Below are 18,747 nucleotides of genomic sequence, written 5' to 3'. Positions count from 1 at the left end.
CATGCGTGGTCTCCGGGAGGGACGGGCCAGCTAAGTGACACCCCAGAGCGATGAGGACGAGGTCTGGCGTCAGATCGTCGCCTCCTTCAACGACACCTCCGAGCTGGACTCGGCCGATCAGCCGTGGCCGGACAGCGAGAACCTCCCCGCCGGCCCTCCCAGGAGGGTCGTCAAACCGCCGGAGGAGGCGCGCCAGCCGCTGCCCGAGGAGTTCGCGGGCCTCGGCCGGGGCGGCGAGACGGAGACCGAGGACGACGAGGGGCACTACGTCCCTCCGCCACCGCCTCCGCTGCCCAAGACCGACACCGCGACCAAGCTCGCGTGGCTGGCCCTGTTCGGCGGCCCCGCCTACCTGCTGCTGAGCGCGGCGCTGAGCTGGCGGCTGCAGGGGTGGATGCTGTTCACCGCCGTGGCGGCCTTCATCGGCGGCTTCGTGGCGCTGGTCGTGCGGATGGGCGACGGCCCGCCGACCGACGGCTGGGACGACGGCGCCGTCGTCTGAGGACGGGCCGACGCAACGGCCCGGCTCCGATCCCGCGCGCCCCGGGAGCCGGGGCGGGCCTCAGGGCTCGACCGGCCGCCCGGCCGCGCCGAACCGCTCGACCACGTCTGTGTAGCGGCCCGAGGCGTCGACCACGTGGCCGACGGTCCACACCGTCCCGGTGGCCGTCAGGTAGGTCACCGACTGCAGCCTGATCGTCCTGGGGGCCGCGCCGTCCGCGCCGCGCACCGTCTTGACCCTGTGACCGTCGTAGGTGAGCAGGAACGCCTCTCCCGGGCGCTCCATGTCCACACCGGAGATCCAGAAACGGCCCTTCCTGTCGCCGGTCACGCCGTACAGGCGCACGTCGTCGCCGGGGGCCTTCACCCTCGACCAGCGTTTGCCGTTCCACGACAGGATCAGCGGGCCGACCCCGCCCGACCTCAGGTAGACGCCGCCGACGGCCAGCGCCCGCTTCGGCGAGTCGAAGTAGACATCCCGCAGGTAGCCGCCGGGCACCGCCGGGACGGAGACCTGCCTCCAGCGGTTCCCCGACAGCCGGACGACCAGCGGCCCCGTGCCGGTGTCGCCGACCGCCAGCCCGTCGCCCTTGCCGGACAGCGCGACGCCGTACAGGGTGCCCCTGCCCTTGATCTGGGTGAGCTTCCACTTCGTGCCGGTCTGGGTGAGGACCAGCGGCTGCTCGCCCCGGCGGCCGACCGCGGCCATCCGTCCGGGGAGCGCGGCGACCCCGGCGAGCCAGTCGCCGACGTGCAGCTTGTCGACGACCACCCGGTCGAAGGTGGTCCCGCTGCCCGAGGCGAGGTACGGCAGGCCGTCGTGGCCCTCACCGACCGCCCACACCTGGCCGGGCGCGGCGGCCACCGAACGCAACAGCCCCGCGCCCGTCGGATCGTTGCGGATGCCGACCTCGGTCCAGGTGCTGCCGTTCCAGTGGGTGAGCGCGCCGCGGCTCTGCCAGATGTCCCACACGCTCTCCTGGCCGACCGCCCAGATGTCGGAGGCCGAGACGCCCGCGACGTCGGACAGCGATCCGTCGCTGCTCAGCCGCGCGCTCGTCGGCGCCTGCCACGCCTCCGCGACGGAGGCGGGACGGGGGTCGGCGTGGGCGGGCGGCGACAGAGAGGCCGTCAGGAGCAGTCCTCCCGCGCACAGCGCCAGCGCACGCCGCGGAAGGCGACGGGTCATGCCCCAAATGGTACGGCGCCCGGCACGGCCCGTGTGCGTGCCCGCTGTAGTTGCCCTCCCGACGGGGATCTCGGGGAGAGGCCCCGGCCCCGTCCTTTCCCGATCTCGGCGCCCCCGTCGCGCCCCTCAGCCGGGCCTCTCGCCGGAGAACGACAGCTCCGCGAGCACCGGCAGGTGGTCGGTCGCCAGCCGCAGGTCACCGGGATCGGCCCCGGCCACACCGCAGGAGATCACCCGCGCCCCGGGCGCCGCGAAGACCGCGTCGATGCGCACGCGCGGCGCCCGCGAGGGGAAGGTGAGGCCGTCTCCGCGCGGCGCGAGCGGGTAACAGTCGGTCAGCCGTTCCGTGATGAGCCGCCAGGCCGGCTCCCCCGCCTCCTCGTTGACGTCCCCGGCCAGCACGGGCAGCGCGCCGAAGCGCTCGGCGACCTCCCCGAGCATGGAGAGCGCCTGGCCCGCGTGGTGGGCCCTCGCGGCCGGGTCGAGGTCGAGGTGGACCGAGCCGACCGCGACCCGGTGCCCGCCGTACTCCACGACGGCCATCGCGATCGCGCGCTGTTCGAGGCCGGGAAAGAACCGCAGCAGCCGCCCCCGCCCGTGCAGCGGCCGTACGGCGGGGCCCGTCAGCACCGCCACCCCGCCCAGGCGGCGGCCCGCGACCACGGACATGCCTCCCGAGGCGGCCAGCCGCCCACGTCTGCGGCGCCAGCGCCAGAACCTCGGCGCCTCCTGCACGCACAGCACGTCGGCGCGCAGGGCGGTGATCACCCGCCCGAGCGCGGCCTGGTCGTCCTTCATCGAACGGACGTTGTAGGTGGCGATCCTGAGCGGCGCCGTCGGCGGCTCCCTCAGCGGATCCTGGCCAGGTCCGCGGCTCCGACCAGTCCGGCGGAGGCGCCGAGCTCCGCCAGGCGGATCTCGGCGATCGGGCGGTGCCCCCGGCCGGTCACGTTGGCGGCGAACGCCTCCCTGACCCGGTCGATCCACAGGTCGGCGGCGGTCGAGACGCCCCCGCCCAGGACGAAGCAGCCGGGGTCGAGGATCGCGGTCAGGTCGCACAATCCCTGGGCCAGCCAGTCGGCCATCGAGGAGAAGGCGGCGAGCGCGGCGTCGTCGCCCCTCCTGGCCGCCTCGGTCACGAACCTGCCCTCGATCAGCTCCGGCGTCCCGCCCGCGAGTTCGAGCAGCGTGGCGGCGCGGCCGGGATCGGCGCCGGCGATCAGCCTGGCCTCGGCGACCAGGGCGTTGCCGCTGGCGTACTGCTCCCAGCAGCCGAGGTTGCCGCAGCCGCACAGACGGCCCTCGGGGACGACCTGCATATGGCCCAGCTCGGCTCCCATGCCCCAGCGGCCGCGGAAGAGCGCGCCGTCGAAGACGATGCCGCCGCCGATGCCGGTGCCGACCGTGACGCACACCAGATGGCTCTCGCCGCGTCCCGCGCCGAACCTCGCCTCGCCCCACGCCATGGCGTTGGCGTCGTTCTCCACCACGACGGGCAGGCCGACCAGGGCGGAGACCTTCTTCTGCAGCGGCTCCTCGCGCCAGGCCAGGTTGGGCGCGAACCGCACCAGGGAGCGCGTCTCGTCGACGAAACCCGCGGCGCCGAGCCCGACGGCCTCGACCTCCCGGCCCTCGGCCAGCTCCCCGACCACCTCGGCGATGCTCTCCGCGACCCGTTCGGGGTCGGTGGCCGGGGTCGGCCGCAGGAGATGCTCGACGATGCGGCCGTCCTCGTCCACGACGCCCGCCGCGATCTTGGTGCCGCCGATGTCAACGCCGATGGTCAGCGCCATTACCCGTCCTCTCTCCCCGGACTCATCCCAGGTCGATGTGCTCCACAGGGGTCTCCCGCTCACGCTCACGCGCCCGCTGCCCCGGCGAGGGCCGGTTAAGCCCGTCGACGGCCGACCTGAACGCGGCGAAGAGCTCACTGCCCGCCTGCGTCAGGTGATCGACGACCGCGCCGCCCGCCTCGCGCTGCGCGGCCATCGCCCGGCAGACGGGGCAGGCCCGGCAGATGTACTCGTCGTGCTCGGAGACCGCCTCCTCCCACACGTCCCGGCTTCTCCCGCCACCGGTGAAACCACCGGTGAAGGCGCCGCCGAGCCCGCCGATCGTGCCCTTGACCAGGCCCTTCCGCAACTCTTTGGCCGCCTTCTGCTGGATCGTCTCGAAGAGTTTGAACGCCTCCTCGGCCGCGTTGCCCAGCGGGTCCCTGCCGTCGCCCGTGGCGCCGGTTCCCGTCGTCGTGTTCTCGGTCTTCTCAGTCATCAGGCCCTCCCGTCTCGAACCGTACCCGGAGAAGGCCGTCGCGGAGCACCGCCTCCCGTACGGCTCTGCGCGCCAGGGCCGCGGGCAGCGCCAGAACCCTGCGGTGGAAGCCCGCGTCGACGATCAGTTCGTCGCCCTTGCGCGCCACGTTCACCTGGCTCCTGTCGGCCAGCGGCAGCGCCAGGACGAGCTCTCCCTCCGGGGTGATCCGCAGCGGCGGATCGCCCTGCGGCGGGGCGAACGGATCGGCCTGGCCGTACATGGCCTCGGCGACCCGGGCCAGGGCCGCGGGGCCGACGGGCTCGGCCTCAAGGTAGGGGACCGTGTGCACGGGCAGCGGGGCGAAGGACTCGGCGACCTCGGCCAGCCGCGCCGCCTGGGCCCGCACCCACCCGCTGCGCCACGGATCGGCGCCCTCACCCGGGAAGACCCGGTTGGCGATCACCGCGTCCACGCGGTAGCCGTACAGGCTGAGGGAGGTGAGCGTACGGCGGGCCTCGGCGAGCACGACCGCCTCGGGGGTGAGCACGAGCCGGACGCTGGCCGAGGGGCCGGTGAGCAGCTCACGGACCTCCAGCAGGCCGCGGTGGAACCGTTCCCCCGCTCCGATCACCTGGTCGTCGGGGACGCTGACCTGGGCCACCCTGCGCACCAGCGGCGCGACCGCGCGCAGCAGCCGCCTGCCCGCGGGCAGCAGCCGGTTGACGTGCCAGTCGAGGGCCTCCGGCAGGGCCAGCAGCCTGAGCGTCTCGGCGGTCGGCGCGCAGTCGACGACGACCACGTCCCACGCCCCGGCGCGGGCGTGCTCACGCAGTTGCAGCAGGGCGAGGACCTCCTCGGCGCCGGGCAGCACCGTGATCTCCTCGGCGGTGATCTCGTCGAGGCCGAGTTCGGCGAACAGTCCCCTGGCGTAGTCGCGCAGCTCGCCCCACTGGCGTTCGAGCGCCCGCTGGGTGTCCACCTGGTGCAGGTAGAGCCCGGGGACGACCTCGGCCGGCTCACCCTTGGCGTCGACGCCGAGCGCGTCGGCGAGCGAGTGGGCGGTGTCGGTCGAGACCACGATCGTCTTCAGACCCTCCCCTGCCGCCCGTACGGCGGTCGCCGCCGCCGCGGTCGTCTTGCCGACACCACCCTTGCCGGTGAACAGCAGGATCCTGGTCACGAACCCTCCCCCTGGGTCAGGAACCCTCGACGCGCTTCTTCAACCCTCTCAGGGCGGTGTCGATGATGACCTTCTCCGCCTTACGCCTGACCATGCCGATCATCGGAACCTTGAGATCGACCGCCAGCTCGTAGGTCACCTCGGTACCGCCACGCGTCTCGGTCAGGCGGTAACTCCCGGTGAGCCCAGAGATCATCCTGCCCGTCTCGGTGACACTCCAATCGACGGATTCGTCCCCGTGCCAGACGTAACCGAGGGTGTACTCGTCGCTGATCACCCCGGCGTCCAGGGAGAACCTGACGGTCTCCGGCAGGCCGTCGGACCCGGTGGACAGGACGCGCGCCGTCCTCACCTGTCCCGCCCACTCGGGATACGCCGGGAAGTCGGCGATCACCTTCATGACAGTGGGCCGGTCTGCGGCGATGACGATGTTCGAGGTGGTGCGGTCAGCCATGGGTTCACCGTACTCTTTCGACCGTTCCGCGACGATCTCCGGCTCACCACTCAAGCGCGAAGGGCACTCCCCTGCCGCGGAAGTGCCCGACGTTGAGGCACTCGGTCCTGCCGACGCGGGTGCGGGCGGCCAGCGGCTGGTGGACGTGGCCGAAGAGCGCGTAGCGCGGCTGGGTGCGCCTGATCGCCTCAAGGGTGGCCTCGCTGCCCCGCTCGAAGCGCCGGGCGACCACGTCGTAGAGCAGTTCGGGGATGGCCGGGGGGATGTGGCAGCACAGCACGTCCACCTCGCCGACCGCCTCGACCTTGCGCGCGAACTCCTCGTCGTCGATCTCGTTCGGCGTCCGGTACCGCGTGCGCAGCCCACCGCCGACGAAGCCGAAGCGCAGGCCGCCGATCTCGACACTCTGCCCGTCGAGCACGTGGTGCCCGTGCCGGACGTAGTCCGGCCAGTAACGCGGCACGTCCACGTTGCCGTGGGTGATGTAGGCGGGCGTCGGCATCGCGGCGAAGATCTCGGCGTACTGCCCGCGCACCAGGCGCTCGATGTGGTCGGCGGGATCACCGTCGAGCGAGGCCCACAGCTCGGCCGTCATCCGCCTGGCCTCGTCGAAGCGGCGGGCCGTCCGCAGCCCGACGAGCCTCGTCGCCGCCTCGGCACCGAACAGCTCGGGGAAGATGCCCTGGGAGTGGTCGGCGTAGTCGACGAACAGGATCAGGTCTCCCAGGCAGACCAGCGCGTCGGCGCCGTCCGCCGCGCGGGCCAGGGCGTCCGCTCTTCCGTGTACATCGCTGACGACGTGGACCCGCATTCCGCCATCCTAGGTCGCCCGCGCCCCGCCGTCCCGGATGCCGTCTCGGGCACCGCGACACGGACGGCCGGACATCGATCAGGAGGTCACGCCCGGCGGGGCTGATACCGTGAGACCGCCCCCGGGAACGCCTGGTGAGGAATCCGCCGTGACGACCTCCAGGCGTCCGCCGACCGCGCGTCCTCTGGAGTCACCCGTGCGTGAGTACAGCGTCCCCGTGCTCGTGGATGTCCCCCTCTCCTCCAGCCTGACCGACACGGTCTTCCTGCGCGGCGAACGGGAGCCCGGCAGGGTCTCGCTGCGCCGCAAGTCCGGCGACGACTGGGTCGCCGTGACCGCGGGCGAGTTCCGCGATCAGGTCCTCGCGGTGGCCAGGGGGCTGGTGGCGGCCGGGGTCGAGGCAGGTGACCGGGTGGCCCTGATGTCGCGGACCCGCTACGAGTGGACCGTGATCGACTACGCGATCTGGACGGCGGGGGCCGTCGGCGTGCCGATCTACGAGAGCTCCTCGGCCGACCAGGTCAGGTGGATCCTCTCCGACAGCGGCGCGCGGGCGGTCTTCGTCGAGCTGGACGCGCACGAGGAGACGGTGCGCGAGGCCACGGCCGACCTTCCCGGGCTCGGCCACGTGTGGAACATCGAGGGCGGGGCCCTGGCCAAACTGGCCGAGGACGGCGCCGGGGTGGACGAGCGGACGGTCGAGGAGCGCAGGAGCGGGCGCGGCGGGAACGACCTGGCGACCATCGTCTACACCTCGGGCACGACGGGCCGCCCGAAGGGCTGCGCGCTGACCCACGACAACCTGCTGTTCACCGCGAGGAACGTCGCGGCGGGCCCGCTCGAACCGCTGTTCAGCGCCGACAGCGCGGCGTTGCTCTTCCTGCCGCTCGCGCACGTCTTCGCCCGCATGATCCAGCTCGTGCTGCTGGAGACGGGCACGGTCCTGGCCCACTCCCCCAACATGAAGAACGTCGCCCCCGACCTGCGGGGCTTCAGGCCGACGTTCCTGCTGGGCGTGCCCAGGGTGTTCGAGAAGGTCTACAACGCCGCCGAGCTGAAGGCCACCGTGGAGGGCAAGGGGAAGATCTTCCACGCCGCCGCCACGACGGCCATCGCCTGGAGCCGCGCCGAGTCGGCGGGCGGCGCCGGGTTCGGGCTCAACCTCAGACGCGCCCTGTTCGACAGGCTGGTGTACGGCAAGCTCCGCGCGGCCACCGGCGGCAGGCTCTCCGCGGCCGTCTCCGGCGGTTCGGCGCTGGGTGAGCGGCTCTCGCACTTCTTCAGGGGCGTCGGCATCGAGGTCTACGAGGGCTGGGGCCTGACCGAGACCTCGGCGCCCTCCGCCGTCAACCAGCCGGGCGCCAACAAGATCGGAACCGTCGGCAAGCCGTTCCCCGGCGTCACGATCGGCATCGCCGACGACGGTGAGGTGCTGGTCAAGGGCCGCCACGTCTTCAACGGCTACTGGAACGACGAGAAGGCGACCGCCGAGGTCGTCGACACCGACGGCTGGTTCCACACCGGCGATGTCGGCGAGCTCGACCGGGACGGCTACCTGCGCATCACCGGGCGCAAGAAGGAGATCATCGTCACCGCCGCGGGCAAGAACGTCTCCCCCGGGCCGATGGAGGACCGCATCCGCGCCCACCCCCTGGTCAGCCAGGCGATGGTGGTCGGCGACGGCAGGCCGTTCGTCGCGGCGCTGGTGACGCTCGACCCGGAGGCGCTCGACCGGTGGAAGACGGCCAACGGCAGGGCGGGGGCGAGCGTCGCCGACCTCAGCCACGACCCGGCGATCCACGCCGAGGTGCAGAAGGCCGTCGACGAGGCCAACAGGGCGGTCTCGAAGGCCGAGCAGATCAAGAAGTTCACCGTGCTCGACATCGACCTCACCGAGGAGAGCGGGCACGTCACCCCCTCGATGAAGATCAAGCGCGCCGTGGTCGCCCGTGACTTCGCCGACCGGATCGACGCCCTGTACGGCGGCGCCGTGCACACCCCCTGACCTCTCCTCTCTCCGCCGCGGTGACCGGCCAGGTCACCGCGGCTTTCACATTCCCGCACCCCGAGCGTCGCGGATGCGGCACCAGGACGCCCTCTGGTCACGCGCCTGCGAGAGGTCCCGGCTCTTGTGCCTGGAATATGCGAAGGTATGGTGATTGTTCGTGACGACGTTTCGGATCAGCGAAGCCGCCACGCTGCTCGGGGTCAGCCCCGACACCGTCCGCAGGTGGATCGACGCCGGCAGGCTCGCCGCCCGCCGGGACGGCAACGGCCACCGGACGGTCGAGGGGGCCGACCTGGCCGCCTTCGCCCGCTCGCAGATCGAGACGGGCGGCGGCTCCGGGCGCTCCTCGGCGCGCAACCGCCTGCGCGGGATCGTGACCGAGGTGATCAAGGACTCGGTGATGGCCCAGGTGGAGATCGCCGCCGGGCCGTACCGGGTGGTTTCGCTGATGAGCCGCCAGGCCGCCGACGAACTCGGCCTGGAGGCGGGAGTGGTGGCGGTCGCCGTGATCAAGTCCACCAACGTCGTCGTGGAGATCGCCGATCCCGCTCGCACGGTGGGTCAGTAAGGAGACCTCGTTGCCCATGCGGCCGACCACGTTCCGCCCCGTCCTCGCCCTCGCCCTCGTGCTCACGACGGCCCTGTCCGGCTGCGGCTCCCGGGACGCCTCCTCCGGCCGGGCGACGACGCTGACCGTGTTCGCCGCGGCGTCGCTGACCGGAACGTTCACCGAGCTGGGCAGGGTCTTCGAGGCCGAGAACCCGGGCACCACGGTGCGGTTCAACTTCGGCTCAAGCGCCACGCTGGCCCAGCAGATCGTCCAGGGCGCCCCCGCCGACGTCTTCGCCGCCGCCAGTCCCGCCACGATGAGGACCGTCACCGACGCCTCCCTGGCCGCGGCCCCGGTCACGTTCGTGCGCAACACGCTGCAGATCGCCGTGCCCGTGGACAACCCCGCCAAGGTCGACGGCCTGAAGGACCTCACCGGCCCCGGGGTCAAGGTCGCCCTGTGCGCCGTTCAGGTGCCGTGCGGCGCCGCGGCCGCCAAGGCACTCGACGCCGCGGGCCTCAAGGTCACCCCGGTCACCCTGGAGCAGGACGTCAAGGCGACCCTGACCAAGGTCGAGCTCGGCGAGGTGGACGCCGCCCTGGTCTACAGGACCGACGTGATCGCCTCCGGGGGCGGGGTCAGGGGCATCGGCTTCCCCGAGGCGGGCAAGGCGATCAACGACTACCCCGTCGCGACGCTGACCAAGGCACCCGCCCCCGGCCTCGCCAGGAGGTTCGTCGACCTGGTGCTGTCGCCCCGGGGCAGGGACGTGCTGACCAGGGCGGGCTTCGAGGCCCCCTGATCCCGTGACACGCTCCCGGAGCAGGACATACGGGAGCCGGGGCCGCCCGCCCTGGCTTCTGCTGCTGCCCGCCCTCCTGGGTGTCGTCTTCCTGGTCCTGCCGCCGGCCGGGCTGCTGCTGCGCGCGCCCTGGCCGACCATGGCCGCGCGGCTGGCCGAGCCCCAGGTACTGCAGGCGCTGCGTCTGTCGCTGGTGACCGCGACCCTGGCCACGCTCGCCTGCCTGCTGCTCGGCGTGCCGCTGGCCTGGCTGCTGGCCCGGGTCTCCTTCCCCGGGCGGCGCCTGCTGCGCGCCCTGATCACCGTCCCCCTGGTGCTGCCCCCGGTGGTCGGCGGGGTCGCGCTGCTGCTGGTGCTGGGACGGCGCGGCCTGGTCGGCCGGTGGCTCGACGAGACCCTCGGCGTCAGCCTGCCCTTCACCACCGCCGGGGTCGTGGTCGCCGAGGCCTTCGTCGCCATGCCGTTCCTGGTCATCAGCGTCGAGGGGGCGCTGCGCGCCGCCGACACGCGTCTTGAGGAGGCCGCGGCCACGCTGGGCGCCTCCCGGCTGACCGTCTTCCGCCGGGTGACCCTGCCGCTGGTCGCCCCCGGCGTGCTGGCCGGGGCCGTACTGTGCTGGGCCCGCGCGCTCGGCGAGTTCGGCGCGACCATCACCTTCGCCGGGAACTTCCCCGGCAGGACCCAGACCATGCCGTTGGCGGTCTATCTGGCGCTGGAGACCGAGCCCGAGGCGGCCGTCGTGCTCAGCCTCGTCCTGCTGGCCGTCTCCGTGGTCATCCTGGCCTGCCTGCGTGACCGCTGGACGGGCACGCCGTGAGCCCGCGCGAGCGGTGGCCGCAGGGCCCCATGACCCTGCGGGCCCGCGTCGTCGTCACCAGGCCCTCCTTCCGCCTCGACATCGGCCTGACCGTCGCCCCCGGCCAGGTCGTCGCGCTGCTCGGCCCGAACGGCGCGGGCAAGACGACCGCGCTGCGCGCCCTGGCCGGGCTCACCCCCATGGACGACGGCCACATCACCCTGGACGGGCGTCCCCTGCACACGCTGCCGGCCGAACACCGCCCGGTCGGCATGGTCTTCCAGGACTATCTGCTCTTCCCCCACCTCTCCGCCCTGGAGAACGTCGCCTTCGGACCGCGCTGCCAGGGAGCAGGCCGGGCGCGGGCACGCCGTACGGCCGCCGAATGGCTGAGGCGGGTCGGCCTTGAGGAGCACGCGGCGACCAGGCCGGGGCGCCTGTCGGGCGGGCAGGCCCAGCGGGTCGCCCTGGCCCGCGCCCTTGCCGCCGAGCCGCGCCTGCTGCTGCTGGACGAGCCGCTGGCCGCGCTGGACGCCCACACCCGGCTGGAGATCCGCTCCCGGCTGCGCCGCCACCTGGCCGACTTCGACGGCGCGACCGTCCTGGTCACCCACGACCCGCTGGACGCCATGGTCCTGGCCGACCTGCTGGTCGTCGTCGAGGACGGCACGGTCGTGCAGGAGGGCACCCCGGCCGAGGTGGCCCGCCGCCCGCGAACCGACTACGTCGCCCGCCTGGTCGGCCTCAACCTCCACCGCGGCGTCGCGGCAGGCTCGCACGTCACGGTCGGCACCGGTGACGGGGTGCGCTTCAGCGTGGCCGAACCCGTCGAGGGCCCGGCGTTCGTCGCGTTCGCCCCCTCCGCGGTCGCCCTGTACCGGACCCGCCCCGACGGGAGTCCGCGCAACCTGTGGCGGGCCGTGATCGAGGGCGTGGAACGCCACGGCGACAGCGTCCGCGTGCACCTGGAGGGGCCGCTGCCCGTCGCAGCCGACGTCACCACCGCCGCGGTCGCCGAGCTGGGCCTGGCCCCCGGGCAGTCGATCTGGGCCTCGGTCAAGGCGACCGAGACCCACGCCTATCCGGCCTGACCCGGCCGCTCAGGGCCCGGCGTCGAGCAGATGGGCGAAGCGGCCGGTGACGTGGCTCCAGTCCCACTCCTGCTCGGTCCAGGCGCGCCCGCGCTCCCCCATCTCCCTGGCCCGCGCCGGGTCGCCGAGCAGGCGGACCAGTGCCCCGGCGACCTCCTCCGGGCGGGAGCCGTCGACGACCAGGCCCGTCTCGCCGTCCAGCACCGCGTCCGGGGCGCCGCCTGAGGAGCCCGCGACCACGGGCAGCCCGGTCGCCGAGGCCTCCAGGTAGACGATGCCGAGCCCCTCCACGTCGAGACCCCCCAGCCTCGTACGGCACGGCATGGCGAAGACGTCTCCCGCGTCGAGGTAGCCGGGCAGCGACGCCCACGGGACCGGGCCGGTCATCATGACCGAGCCGCCCAGGGGCCGGGCCAGGCGTTCCAGCGCGCCCCGGTAGGGGCCGCCGCCGACGATCAGCAGGACCGCCTCGGGAACCGCGCCGAGCACCCGGGGCCAGGCCCGCAGCAGGACGTCCTGGCCCTTGCGCGGCACGAGCCTGGACAGGCAGACCACGACGGGACGCCCCCGCAGGCCGAGTGCGGCGCGGACCGCCTCACCCCCGGCGCCGGGGCGGAACAGGCCGGTGTCGACGCCGGGGGCGAGCCGTACCAGGCGGTCCTGGGGGATCACCCTGGCCAGGCGCCGCCGGGTGTACTCCCCCAGGTAGGTCACCGTGTCCGCGTGCGCGCCGATCCTGGCCAGCAGTCTTCCGACGGCCGGGACCGCGGCCCAGGCGGCCTCGTGGCCGTGGGTGAGCATGACGATCCGCCGCGCCCCGGCCGCGCGCATCCTGGGCGCGAGCAGGCCGAGCGGCGCCGCCGCCCCGAAGACCACCGTCTCGCACTTGAACTCGGCCACCAGCCGGGCGGCCCTGCGGGCGACCTGCCGGGTGGGCAGCATCAGGGAGGTGGGGTGACGCACGACCGGGTACGGCTGCCGCGCGTCGAAGGCCGTGGCCCCCGGCCAGCGCGGGGCGTAGACCACCACCGTCTCCGGCGGGCGGCCCGCGGCCAGTCCGTGCACGAACGACTGGATGCCCCCGGCCCTGGGCGGGAAGTCGTTGGTGACGATCAGTGTGCGGGTCACGGTTCCCCGGCGCCGTTCAGCAGGGCCCAGGAGCGGGCCATGGCGATGCGCTGCGGTGTCGTGGGATGAGACACATAGAGCAGATATTCAATGACATCTGGCGACAAATCAGAAATGTTGGTGATCGCGAGCCGTTTCTGCATGGCCGTGAACGTCTCGGGCCGCCGTGTCAGGTCGAGCGCGTGCGCGTCGGCGCGGGCCTCGATGTGCCTGCTGATCACGTTCTGCGCCGGGCCCGACAGCACGGTCGCCAGACTCAGCAGCCCCATCAGGAGCCCGACCGCCCTGGGGTCGGCGGCCGAGGGGACGCCGGTGCGGCGCCGTACCGGACCGGCCGAGGTGATCAGGTAGAGCAGACAGGCCCCGCAGGCGGCGCCGAGCGCGCCGACGAGCGTGCCGTACAGCACGTCGCCCGCCTTGGCGTGGCCGAGCTCGTGCGCCACCACCAGCTCGACCTCGTCGGCCGGGGCCCGCAGCAGCGTGTCGTAGACCACGATCCTGCGGGTCGCGCCGAACCCCGAGACGTAGGCGTTGAGCGCGGTCGTGCGCCGGGAGGCGTCGGCCACGAGCACGTCCTCGACCGGGACGCCGTCCTTGGCCGCCATGTCGAGCAGGCCGGAGCGCAGCTCCCCCGCGGCCATGGGCTTGAAGTCGTTGAACAGGGGCTCGACGACCACCGGGTAGGCGAAGGAGGCGAGCATGGTCAGCGCGAAGGCCCCGATCGCCGCGGGCAGCCACCACCGCCGGTAGCGGCGGGCCAGCCCGACCACGGCGACCACCATGATCGCCGTCAGCACGGCGCCGACCGCGGTGTTCTTGATCCGGTCGGCCGACCACGACGCCCAGGTCTGGGTGGACAGGCCGTACTCGCGCAGATAGGTCTCCGCCCACATGCCGAACGGCCAGCGCAGCACCGCGACGGCCACGGAGATCACCAGCACGCCGAGCAACGCCCGCAGCCACCACGGCCCCCGCAGGCGGCCCAGCAGCCGCGCGCCGAGCGGGGTGGCGACCAGCACCCCGGCCACGACCAGCGTCAGGCCCAGGGACAGGTAGGACGGCAGGCTCACCGCGGCGTCGAACGCCTCCGCCCTGGCGATCTGCGCCGGGGTGAAGTCACGGGCCGGGTCCGGCGCGACGTACGGCGCCGCCTCGGGCAGCGCCCGCCACGGCGTGGTGAACGCCACGACCGCCAGCGTGATCGCCCCCAGGACGGCGAGCGCGATCCCCGCTCCCCTGGCCCCGCCCCGCTCCCGCGCCGGTGTCTCCTCCACGCTCCGCGTCATGAGAGTTCCCTCCGGAGATGGTCGCGCCACGCGGCGGTGAACTCCGCGCGCGACAGGCCCAGCGTGCTGCCGACATCGCTACCGTAAAGCCTCACCAGCGCCTTCTCACCGAAGCGCTCCGCGACGTACCGGCACGCGAGCCAGGCCTCCTCGTAGGCCTGCGCGAGTCTGGGGGCGCCGGGGGCGAAGCCGTCCCCGGCGGGAAGCTCCGTGGGCAGGACGCCCGCGCGCACCTCGGCCGCGAGCTCGGCCGCAACGGTCCTGACGGCGATCCCCGCGTCCCGGTAGCCCACGTAGTCGGCGAACCCCTCCGACAGCCACATCGGGACCCGCCCGCCCCTGGTGGCGCCGGTCGCCAGATGGGTCAGCTCGTGGGTGATCACCACGTCCCTGCCGGTCTCGCTGAGCCTGGCGTATCCCGTCGGCACCACGACCACCCGGTCCGCGGTCGCCAGCGCGGCCAGCCCGCCGGTCCGCGCCGTCCCCGCGAGCTCCGCGGCCTCGTCGTCGGTCGCGGGGACCACGACCACCGCCCTGACCGGCCCCCAGACCCGTGCGATCGTACGGCAGGCGCGGTCGGCCCTGGCCGCGAGATCACGCAGTTCGGCGGGCGGGACACGGTGGCCGACGACAAGGGAGCGCTCGCCCCGGACCACCTCGGCGGCGCCGGGCCACAGGTCGCGGGCCGTCTGCGGCGTGGGCCTCGCCCCGCCGAGCCCGGCGCCCGCCAGCGCGAGCATCCCGGCGAGCACGGCGCGGCGCCCCTTCGGGACGGACATGGCAGCCGATGCTAGCCGACGCCCCGGCCGGAACGTTCCCCGGCAGGCGGCGGCCCCGCCCATCCGCGGGAGGATGGGCGGGGCCGTCCGCCGCTGTCAGGTGCCGGGACGGACCGCTCCTGCGAAGGCGGACCTGTAGTACCCCTTCAACGTCACGATCCTGACCGACTTGCCGCTGCTCGGCGAGTGGATCATCTTGCCGTGGCCGACGTACATGCCGACGTGGCCCTTGCCGTAGAAGAACAGCAGGTCACCGAGGTGCAACTTGCTCCACGAGACCTTCTTCCTGACCGCGCGGTACTGGCTGCCCGTCACCCGGGGGAGGGAGACGCCCGCCTTGCGCCACGCGTACTGGACCAGGCCCGAGCAGTCGAACGCTCCGGGACCGGAGGCACCCCACCGGTACGGATCGCCGATCTGTTTCCTGGCCGTCGCCACGGCCGTCCTGGCCCTGGACCGCTGCCGTGCGGCCCGGTTCGTCGCGGCCTTCGCCGTGCGCTTGACACGGGCCTTCGCCGTGTTCGCGGCAGTGCCCTCCGACGTGCCCTTCGATGCGCTCTTCGACGTGTCCTTCGCCGTACTCCTGGCCTGAACCGCGACCGCGGTATCCGTCGTCGCCTGTGCTGTTGCCGGCCCCAGTGCCACCGCTCCGGTTGAGGCGGTCAGCGTGAGGACGAATCCACCCAGGTAAAGGCGGAAAAAGCGCGACAAACGGGGGTTTTGCAGGGTGGTAGACAGGATTTCTCCTTGGGACTTCCACTGATGCCTACCGGGTTAGCTGACGGGTTCGGGCTGGGAAGACGCCCTACGACGACAAACGCGTCGATTCACCCCGGGCCACATGTCAAGGGCCGATGGTTCCCCGGCTCCGTGCCTCCTGGCTGCACGAACTCGGCGGGCCGCCGTGATGGGAACCGATCCCTTCGGGGAACGGCGGCCGACTGGATATCTATACGGACACCGGCCCGCAGGACCGGCATTCGACGCGGTGGCATGGCTTGCTCACTGCGACCGCCAGAAGGTACCCCGATCACCAAGCCCCGGCAAAGACCCCATCAAATACGAAGATCCACAAAAAGGTTTTCATGTTTACGAAAGGCCTGATAGTGCGGCATCACGATCTTATAAATATGACCCTCGTCACATTCGAAACGATCTTCCAGAGAAGCACAACAAGTGTCACATAAATCACATTTATCAGTGACTTCCCAAAGCGCCCCTTCACCTACAAGGGCGTCGAACAGGACCACTCCGGCGATCCCGGGCATGCCAAACGGGCCGCCCGTGGAACGGACGGCCCGCGGTCGCGAAGGCGTTCAGACGGCCCCCAGAGGCCCCGTGGACATGGACGGGGCCAAGGGGGGTCAGGGACGGACGGCCCCGAGCAGACGGCCGCCGTAGGAGGAGAGGGGGACGACCTTGACGACGTCCCCGGTCTGGGGAGCGTGGATGATCTTGCCGTTGCCCGCGTAGAGCCCGACGTGCCCCAGGCCCTGGCTGAAGAGGATGTCCCCCGGCTGGAGGTCGCTCAGCGAGACCTTGCGCTTGGCGCCCCAGCTCCACTGCTCCCAGGTGGTGCGGGGCAGGCTCACGCCTCCGCTGCGCCAGGAGGCCTGCACGAACCCCGAGCAGTCCCAGCTGTCCGGGCCGGTGCCGCCGTACCGGTAGGGCTTGCCGAGCTGGGCGAAGGCGAAGGTCAGCGCGGCCCTGGCGTTGCCCGAGGCGGAGCCGTTGTACTGCATGCCGGTGCTGTTGGGGTCACCCGGCCTGAAGGTGCCGAGGTCGCGCAGCACCTTCGTCTGGATTTTGATCATCTTCTCGACCTTCTCCTTCTCCTCGGCCAGCTCGTCGCGCGTCTGGTCCGCGTCGGCCAAGGCCTGCTTGGCCTTGTCGCGGTTGTCACGCAGCGTCTTGTTGGCCTCGTCGAAGGCGTGCAGGCTCTCGGCACGGGAGGCGGAGATCTGGTCGGCCGTGGCCAGGCCGCTCAGCACCAGGTTGGGGTTGACCTCACCGACGAGGTTCGGCCAGCCGATGGCGCCGCCCTGGTAGGTGGTGACGGCCATGGTGACGAGGTCGTCGCGGAGCCCGGCGACCTTCGCGGACTGCTTCGACAGGTCGGCGTTCAGGTCCGCGTACTTCTTGCGGGCCCTCTTCCACTTCTCGCCCGCCTGGTTGTACTTCTCGACGAGCTGGTCGGCCTGCTCGTTGAGCTTGGCCAGCTTCTGCTTGGTCTGCGCGACCGTCGGCTTCGGCTTGGCCGCCGCACTCCCGATCGGAGTCACGAGCAGGGCCAAGGCCAGTCCCGCAGCCATCGGCACACGCACGAACCCAACCGGCACACCCGCCACGGCCACGACGCCGCCTCCCCACGCAAAGACCACGTAAAGACCTGGGGCGAAATAGTACAGAACCGGTAAGGGTCAGCTCACCTTTTTGGCGGTTTTGTTCTTTACCTGTAGATGTCAGCCAGGAGGCGGCCCGAGCCGGGAAGGACGGATCAGGCGCGTCCGAGCCTGCGCAGGAGCAGCACCGCGGGAACGGGCCTGGCGCCCATCCGGCGGACCGACTCGGCCACCTCGCGGTCGGAGGAGACGACCGCGACGGCCCGTCCGACGGGCTCGGCCCGCACGAGCTGGCGGATCAGGTCGTCGGCGATCTGCCCGGGGGAGCTGAACATCACCCGGACGCCGCGCGGCGCGGAGACCGGCACCGGGCCGTTCAGCTCGGCGCCGTCGAAGACACAGGTCAGCTCGGTGCGGGTCTGGGCGTACAACGCGCCGAGCCCGGTCAGCAGCCGATTGCGCTGGTCGGCCAGGGTCAGCGCGCCGTACCCGGTCTTGGTCACGTTGTAGCCGTCCACGATCAGATGGATCTGCGGCAGCGCGAGCAGCTGGTCGAGCAGGGCGGGGTCGTCGTCGGCCAGGGCCCGCGCGGGCACCGCCTGGACCCCGTGCCTGCCCGGCGCGACAGAGGAGACGGAGTCGGCGGGCCGGTGGATGCTCGACGGCAGCGCCAGCTCCCTGCGCAGCCCGGCCGCGGCGTCCTGCAGTGCGTCGAGCAGCATGCGGACCTTGGTGTCCTCCACGCTGCGGCCCTCACGGGCGGCCCTTCGCGTGGCCTCAAGCTGGCGTTCGGCGTCGGCCACCCGTTCCCTCAGGCGCCGCAGCTCGCTCTCCCCCGCGCTCCCCGCGGCGGTCGCGGCGGCCTTGGCCTCCTGCGCGGCCTCCTCCATCTCGGCGGCCCGCGCCTCGGCGGCCCTGGTGCGCTCCCTGGCGTCGTGCAGCCTGCGGCGCAGGTCGGAGATCTCGGACCTGGACCCCTTGAGCTGCTCGCGCAGCCGGTCGGCCTCCTCCTTGGCCGAGGCCTTCTGCGCGGCCAGCTGCTCGCGCAGCCGGGTGAGCGTCTGCTCCTGCGCCGACCCCTCGGCGACGGCGGCGGAGCGCTCAAGGTCGGCGCGGGCGGTCTCGACCATCTCCACCCAGCCGGGTGGCCTGGTCAGATAGGCCGCGGCCGCCACCAGCACCGGCTCGGCCGCGGGCGGCACGACACCCTCGGCGAGGCTCTCGACCAGCTCGGGCCAGCTCGCGGCCAGTGTCTCCGCGACCAGCTCGCGGAACTTCTTGTCGGTCTCCAGCTGGGCGGCGATCGGCGCGCCGCCCAGCCTGGCCCGTTTCCTCGGGTCGAACTTCGCGATCCCCCGTAGCGGCGCGGGCATCACTGCCTGCGGCATCGACCCCAGAACCTGGGACGCCAGCTCCACGACGTGTAAGCGGACCTGCTCGGGCAGTGGACGAGACAGGCCCTCTCCGGCTGAACTCATCACGGCCCCTACTCGGATCGGTCTTCACGTCAAGGGTACGGCTACCTCACCCGGGCACCGACCTGGCCGACATCCGCCGCCCCCCTTCCCAGGCGAACG

The 18,747-nt window shown here is 72.6% G+C and carries 20 protein-coding genes and 1 riboswitch; of the genes, 7 read left to right on the top strand and 13 right to left on the bottom strand.

Annotation, left to right across the window (positions count from 1 at the left end; all coding sequences use genetic code 11):
• Window positions 1-34: 34 nt before the first annotated feature.
• Window positions 35-502, top strand: a complete 468-nt coding sequence (locus ABT340_RS02560; RefSeq protein ID WP_352008867.1) for a hypothetical protein — start codon at window positions 35-37, stop codon at window positions 500-502.
• A 60-nt stretch (window positions 503-562) separates the two neighbouring features.
• Here the strand turns inward: ABT340_RS02560 and ABT340_RS02555 are convergent, their stop codons facing one another.
• From ABT340_RS02555 to ABT340_RS02525, 7 genes are all read right to left on the bottom strand, one after another.
• Complete coding sequence (locus tag ABT340_RS02555) at window positions 563-1,690, bottom strand: hypothetical protein (RefSeq protein WP_352008866.1); 1,128 nt, start codon at window positions 1,688-1,690, stop codon at window positions 563-565.
• Between the two features lie 126 nt (window positions 1,691-1,816).
• Window positions 1,817-2,488: an endonuclease/exonuclease/phosphatase family protein gene (locus ABT340_RS02550; protein ID WP_352008865.1), complete on the bottom strand. Its 672-nt coding sequence runs from the start codon at window positions 2,486-2,488 to the stop codon at window positions 1,817-1,819.
• Window positions 2,489-2,538: 50 nt separating this feature from the next.
• Window positions 2,539-3,483, bottom strand: a complete 945-nt coding sequence (locus ABT340_RS02545) for an ROK family glucokinase (protein ID WP_352008864.1) — start codon at window positions 3,481-3,483, stop codon at window positions 2,539-2,541.
• A 22-nt stretch (window positions 3,484-3,505) separates the two neighbouring features.
• Window positions 3,506-3,961, bottom strand: coding sequence for a DUF5304 family protein (locus ABT340_RS02540; RefSeq protein WP_352008863.1), 456 nt, complete (start codon window positions 3,959-3,961; stop codon window positions 3,506-3,508).
• Window positions 3,954-5,123, bottom strand: a complete 1,170-nt coding sequence (locus ABT340_RS02535; protein WP_352008862.1) for an ArsA family ATPase — start codon at window positions 5,121-5,123, stop codon at window positions 3,954-3,956. The genes ABT340_RS02540 and ABT340_RS02535 overlap by 8 nt, the downstream gene beginning before the upstream one ends.
• 16 nt (window positions 5,124-5,139) lie before the next feature.
• Entirely contained in the window at window positions 5,140-5,577 is a 438-nt protein-coding gene (locus ABT340_RS02530) for an SRPBCC family protein (RefSeq protein ID WP_352008861.1), read from the bottom strand.
• 43 nt (window positions 5,578-5,620) lie between these two features.
• Complete coding sequence (locus ABT340_RS02525; protein ID WP_352008860.1) at window positions 5,621-6,388, bottom strand: metallophosphoesterase family protein; 768 nt, start codon at window positions 6,386-6,388, stop codon at window positions 5,621-5,623.
• Window positions 6,389-6,584: 196 nt separating this feature from the next.
• On the opposite strand from ABT340_RS02525, the gene ABT340_RS02520 reads away from it, so the two are divergent.
• The 5 genes from ABT340_RS02520 to ABT340_RS02500 all read left to right on the top strand — a co-directional run bounded on the left by ABT340_RS02520 (window position 6,585) and on the right by ABT340_RS02500 (window position 11,635).
• Window positions 6,585-8,393: an AMP-dependent synthetase/ligase gene (locus ABT340_RS02520; protein ID WP_352008859.1), complete on the top strand. Its 1,809-nt coding sequence runs from the start codon at window positions 6,585-6,587 to the stop codon at window positions 8,391-8,393.
• A gap of 160 nt (window positions 8,394-8,553) precedes the next feature.
• Window positions 8,554-8,964 (top strand): TOBE domain-containing protein, encoded by a 411-nt coding sequence (locus ABT340_RS02515; RefSeq protein WP_352008858.1) that lies wholly within the window; start codon window positions 8,554-8,556, stop codon window positions 8,962-8,964.
• A 16-nt stretch (window positions 8,965-8,980) separates the two neighbouring features.
• Window positions 8,981-9,748, top strand: coding sequence for a molybdate ABC transporter substrate-binding protein (modA, locus tag ABT340_RS02510; RefSeq protein ID WP_352008857.1), 768 nt, complete (start codon window positions 8,981-8,983; stop codon window positions 9,746-9,748).
• Between the two features lie 4 nt (window positions 9,749-9,752).
• Entirely contained in the window at window positions 9,753-10,565 is an 813-nt protein-coding gene (locus tag ABT340_RS02505) for an ABC transporter permease (RefSeq protein ID WP_352008856.1), read from the top strand.
• 29 nt (window positions 10,566-10,594) lie between these two features.
• On the top strand, window positions 10,595-11,635 hold the full coding sequence (locus tag ABT340_RS02500) for an ABC transporter ATP-binding protein (RefSeq protein WP_352009454.1): 1,041 nt from the start codon (window positions 10,595-10,597) through the stop codon (window positions 11,633-11,635).
• A gap of 9 nt (window positions 11,636-11,644) precedes the next feature.
• Here ABT340_RS02500 and ABT340_RS02495 read toward each other — a convergent pair whose 3' ends face one another.
• The 4 genes from ABT340_RS02495 to ABT340_RS02480 form a co-directional block, all read right to left on the bottom strand.
• Window positions 11,645-12,763 carry a glycosyltransferase family 4 protein gene (locus ABT340_RS02495; protein ID WP_352008855.1) on the bottom strand — a complete coding sequence of 373 codons (1,119 nt, stop codon included), beginning with the start codon at window positions 12,761-12,763 and terminating at the stop codon, window positions 11,645-11,647.
• Window positions 12,760-14,049 carry a M48 family metallopeptidase gene (locus tag ABT340_RS02490; RefSeq protein WP_352008854.1) on the bottom strand — a complete coding sequence of 430 codons (1,290 nt, stop codon included), beginning with the start codon at window positions 14,047-14,049 and terminating at the stop codon, window positions 12,760-12,762. Before ABT340_RS02490 ends, ABT340_RS02495 begins: the two co-directional genes overlap by 4 nt.
• On the bottom strand, window positions 14,046-14,828 hold the full coding sequence (locus ABT340_RS02485) for a gluzincin family metallopeptidase (protein WP_352008853.1): 783 nt from the start codon (window positions 14,826-14,828) through the stop codon (window positions 14,046-14,048). The genes ABT340_RS02490 and ABT340_RS02485 overlap by 4 nt, the downstream gene beginning before the upstream one ends.
• A 96-nt stretch (window positions 14,829-14,924) precedes the next feature.
• Window positions 14,925-15,266, bottom strand: coding sequence for a C40 family peptidase (locus ABT340_RS02480; protein ID WP_352009453.1), 342 nt, complete (start codon window positions 15,264-15,266; stop codon window positions 14,925-14,927).
• On the opposite strand from ABT340_RS02480, the gene ABT340_RS02475 reads away from it, so the two are divergent.
• Window positions 15,166-15,420 (top strand): hypothetical protein, encoded by a 255-nt coding sequence (locus ABT340_RS02475; protein ID WP_352009469.1) that lies wholly within the window; start codon window positions 15,166-15,168, stop codon window positions 15,418-15,420. The two genes, ABT340_RS02480 and ABT340_RS02475, sit on opposite strands and share 101 nt — an antisense overlap.
• A 156-nt stretch (window positions 15,421-15,576) precedes the next feature.
• A riboswitch (cyclic di-AMP (ydaO/yuaA leader) is annotated at window positions 15,577-15,735 on the bottom strand.
• A 457-nt stretch (window positions 15,736-16,192) separates the two neighbouring features.
• On the opposite strand, the gene ABT340_RS02470 is transcribed toward ABT340_RS02475, so the two are convergent.
• Complete coding sequence (locus ABT340_RS02470) at window positions 16,193-17,140, bottom strand: C40 family peptidase (RefSeq protein ID WP_352008852.1); 948 nt, start codon at window positions 17,138-17,140, stop codon at window positions 16,193-16,195.
• Window positions 17,141-17,325: 185 nt separating this feature from the next.
• Window positions 17,326-18,648, bottom strand: a complete 1,323-nt coding sequence (locus ABT340_RS02465) for an NYN domain-containing protein (RefSeq protein ID WP_352008851.1) — start codon at window positions 18,646-18,648, stop codon at window positions 17,326-17,328.
• Window positions 18,649-18,747: the final 99 nt, after the last annotated feature.

Source organism: Streptosporangium sp. NPDC000239 (assembly GCF_040300765.1).
In the GTDB taxonomy this organism is placed as follows: Bacteria; Actinomycetota; Actinomycetes; order Streptosporangiales; family Streptosporangiaceae; genus Streptosporangium.
The sequence above is the reverse complement of the archived record's forward strand: the minus strand, read 5'-3'. Positions and strand labels throughout refer to the sequence as shown.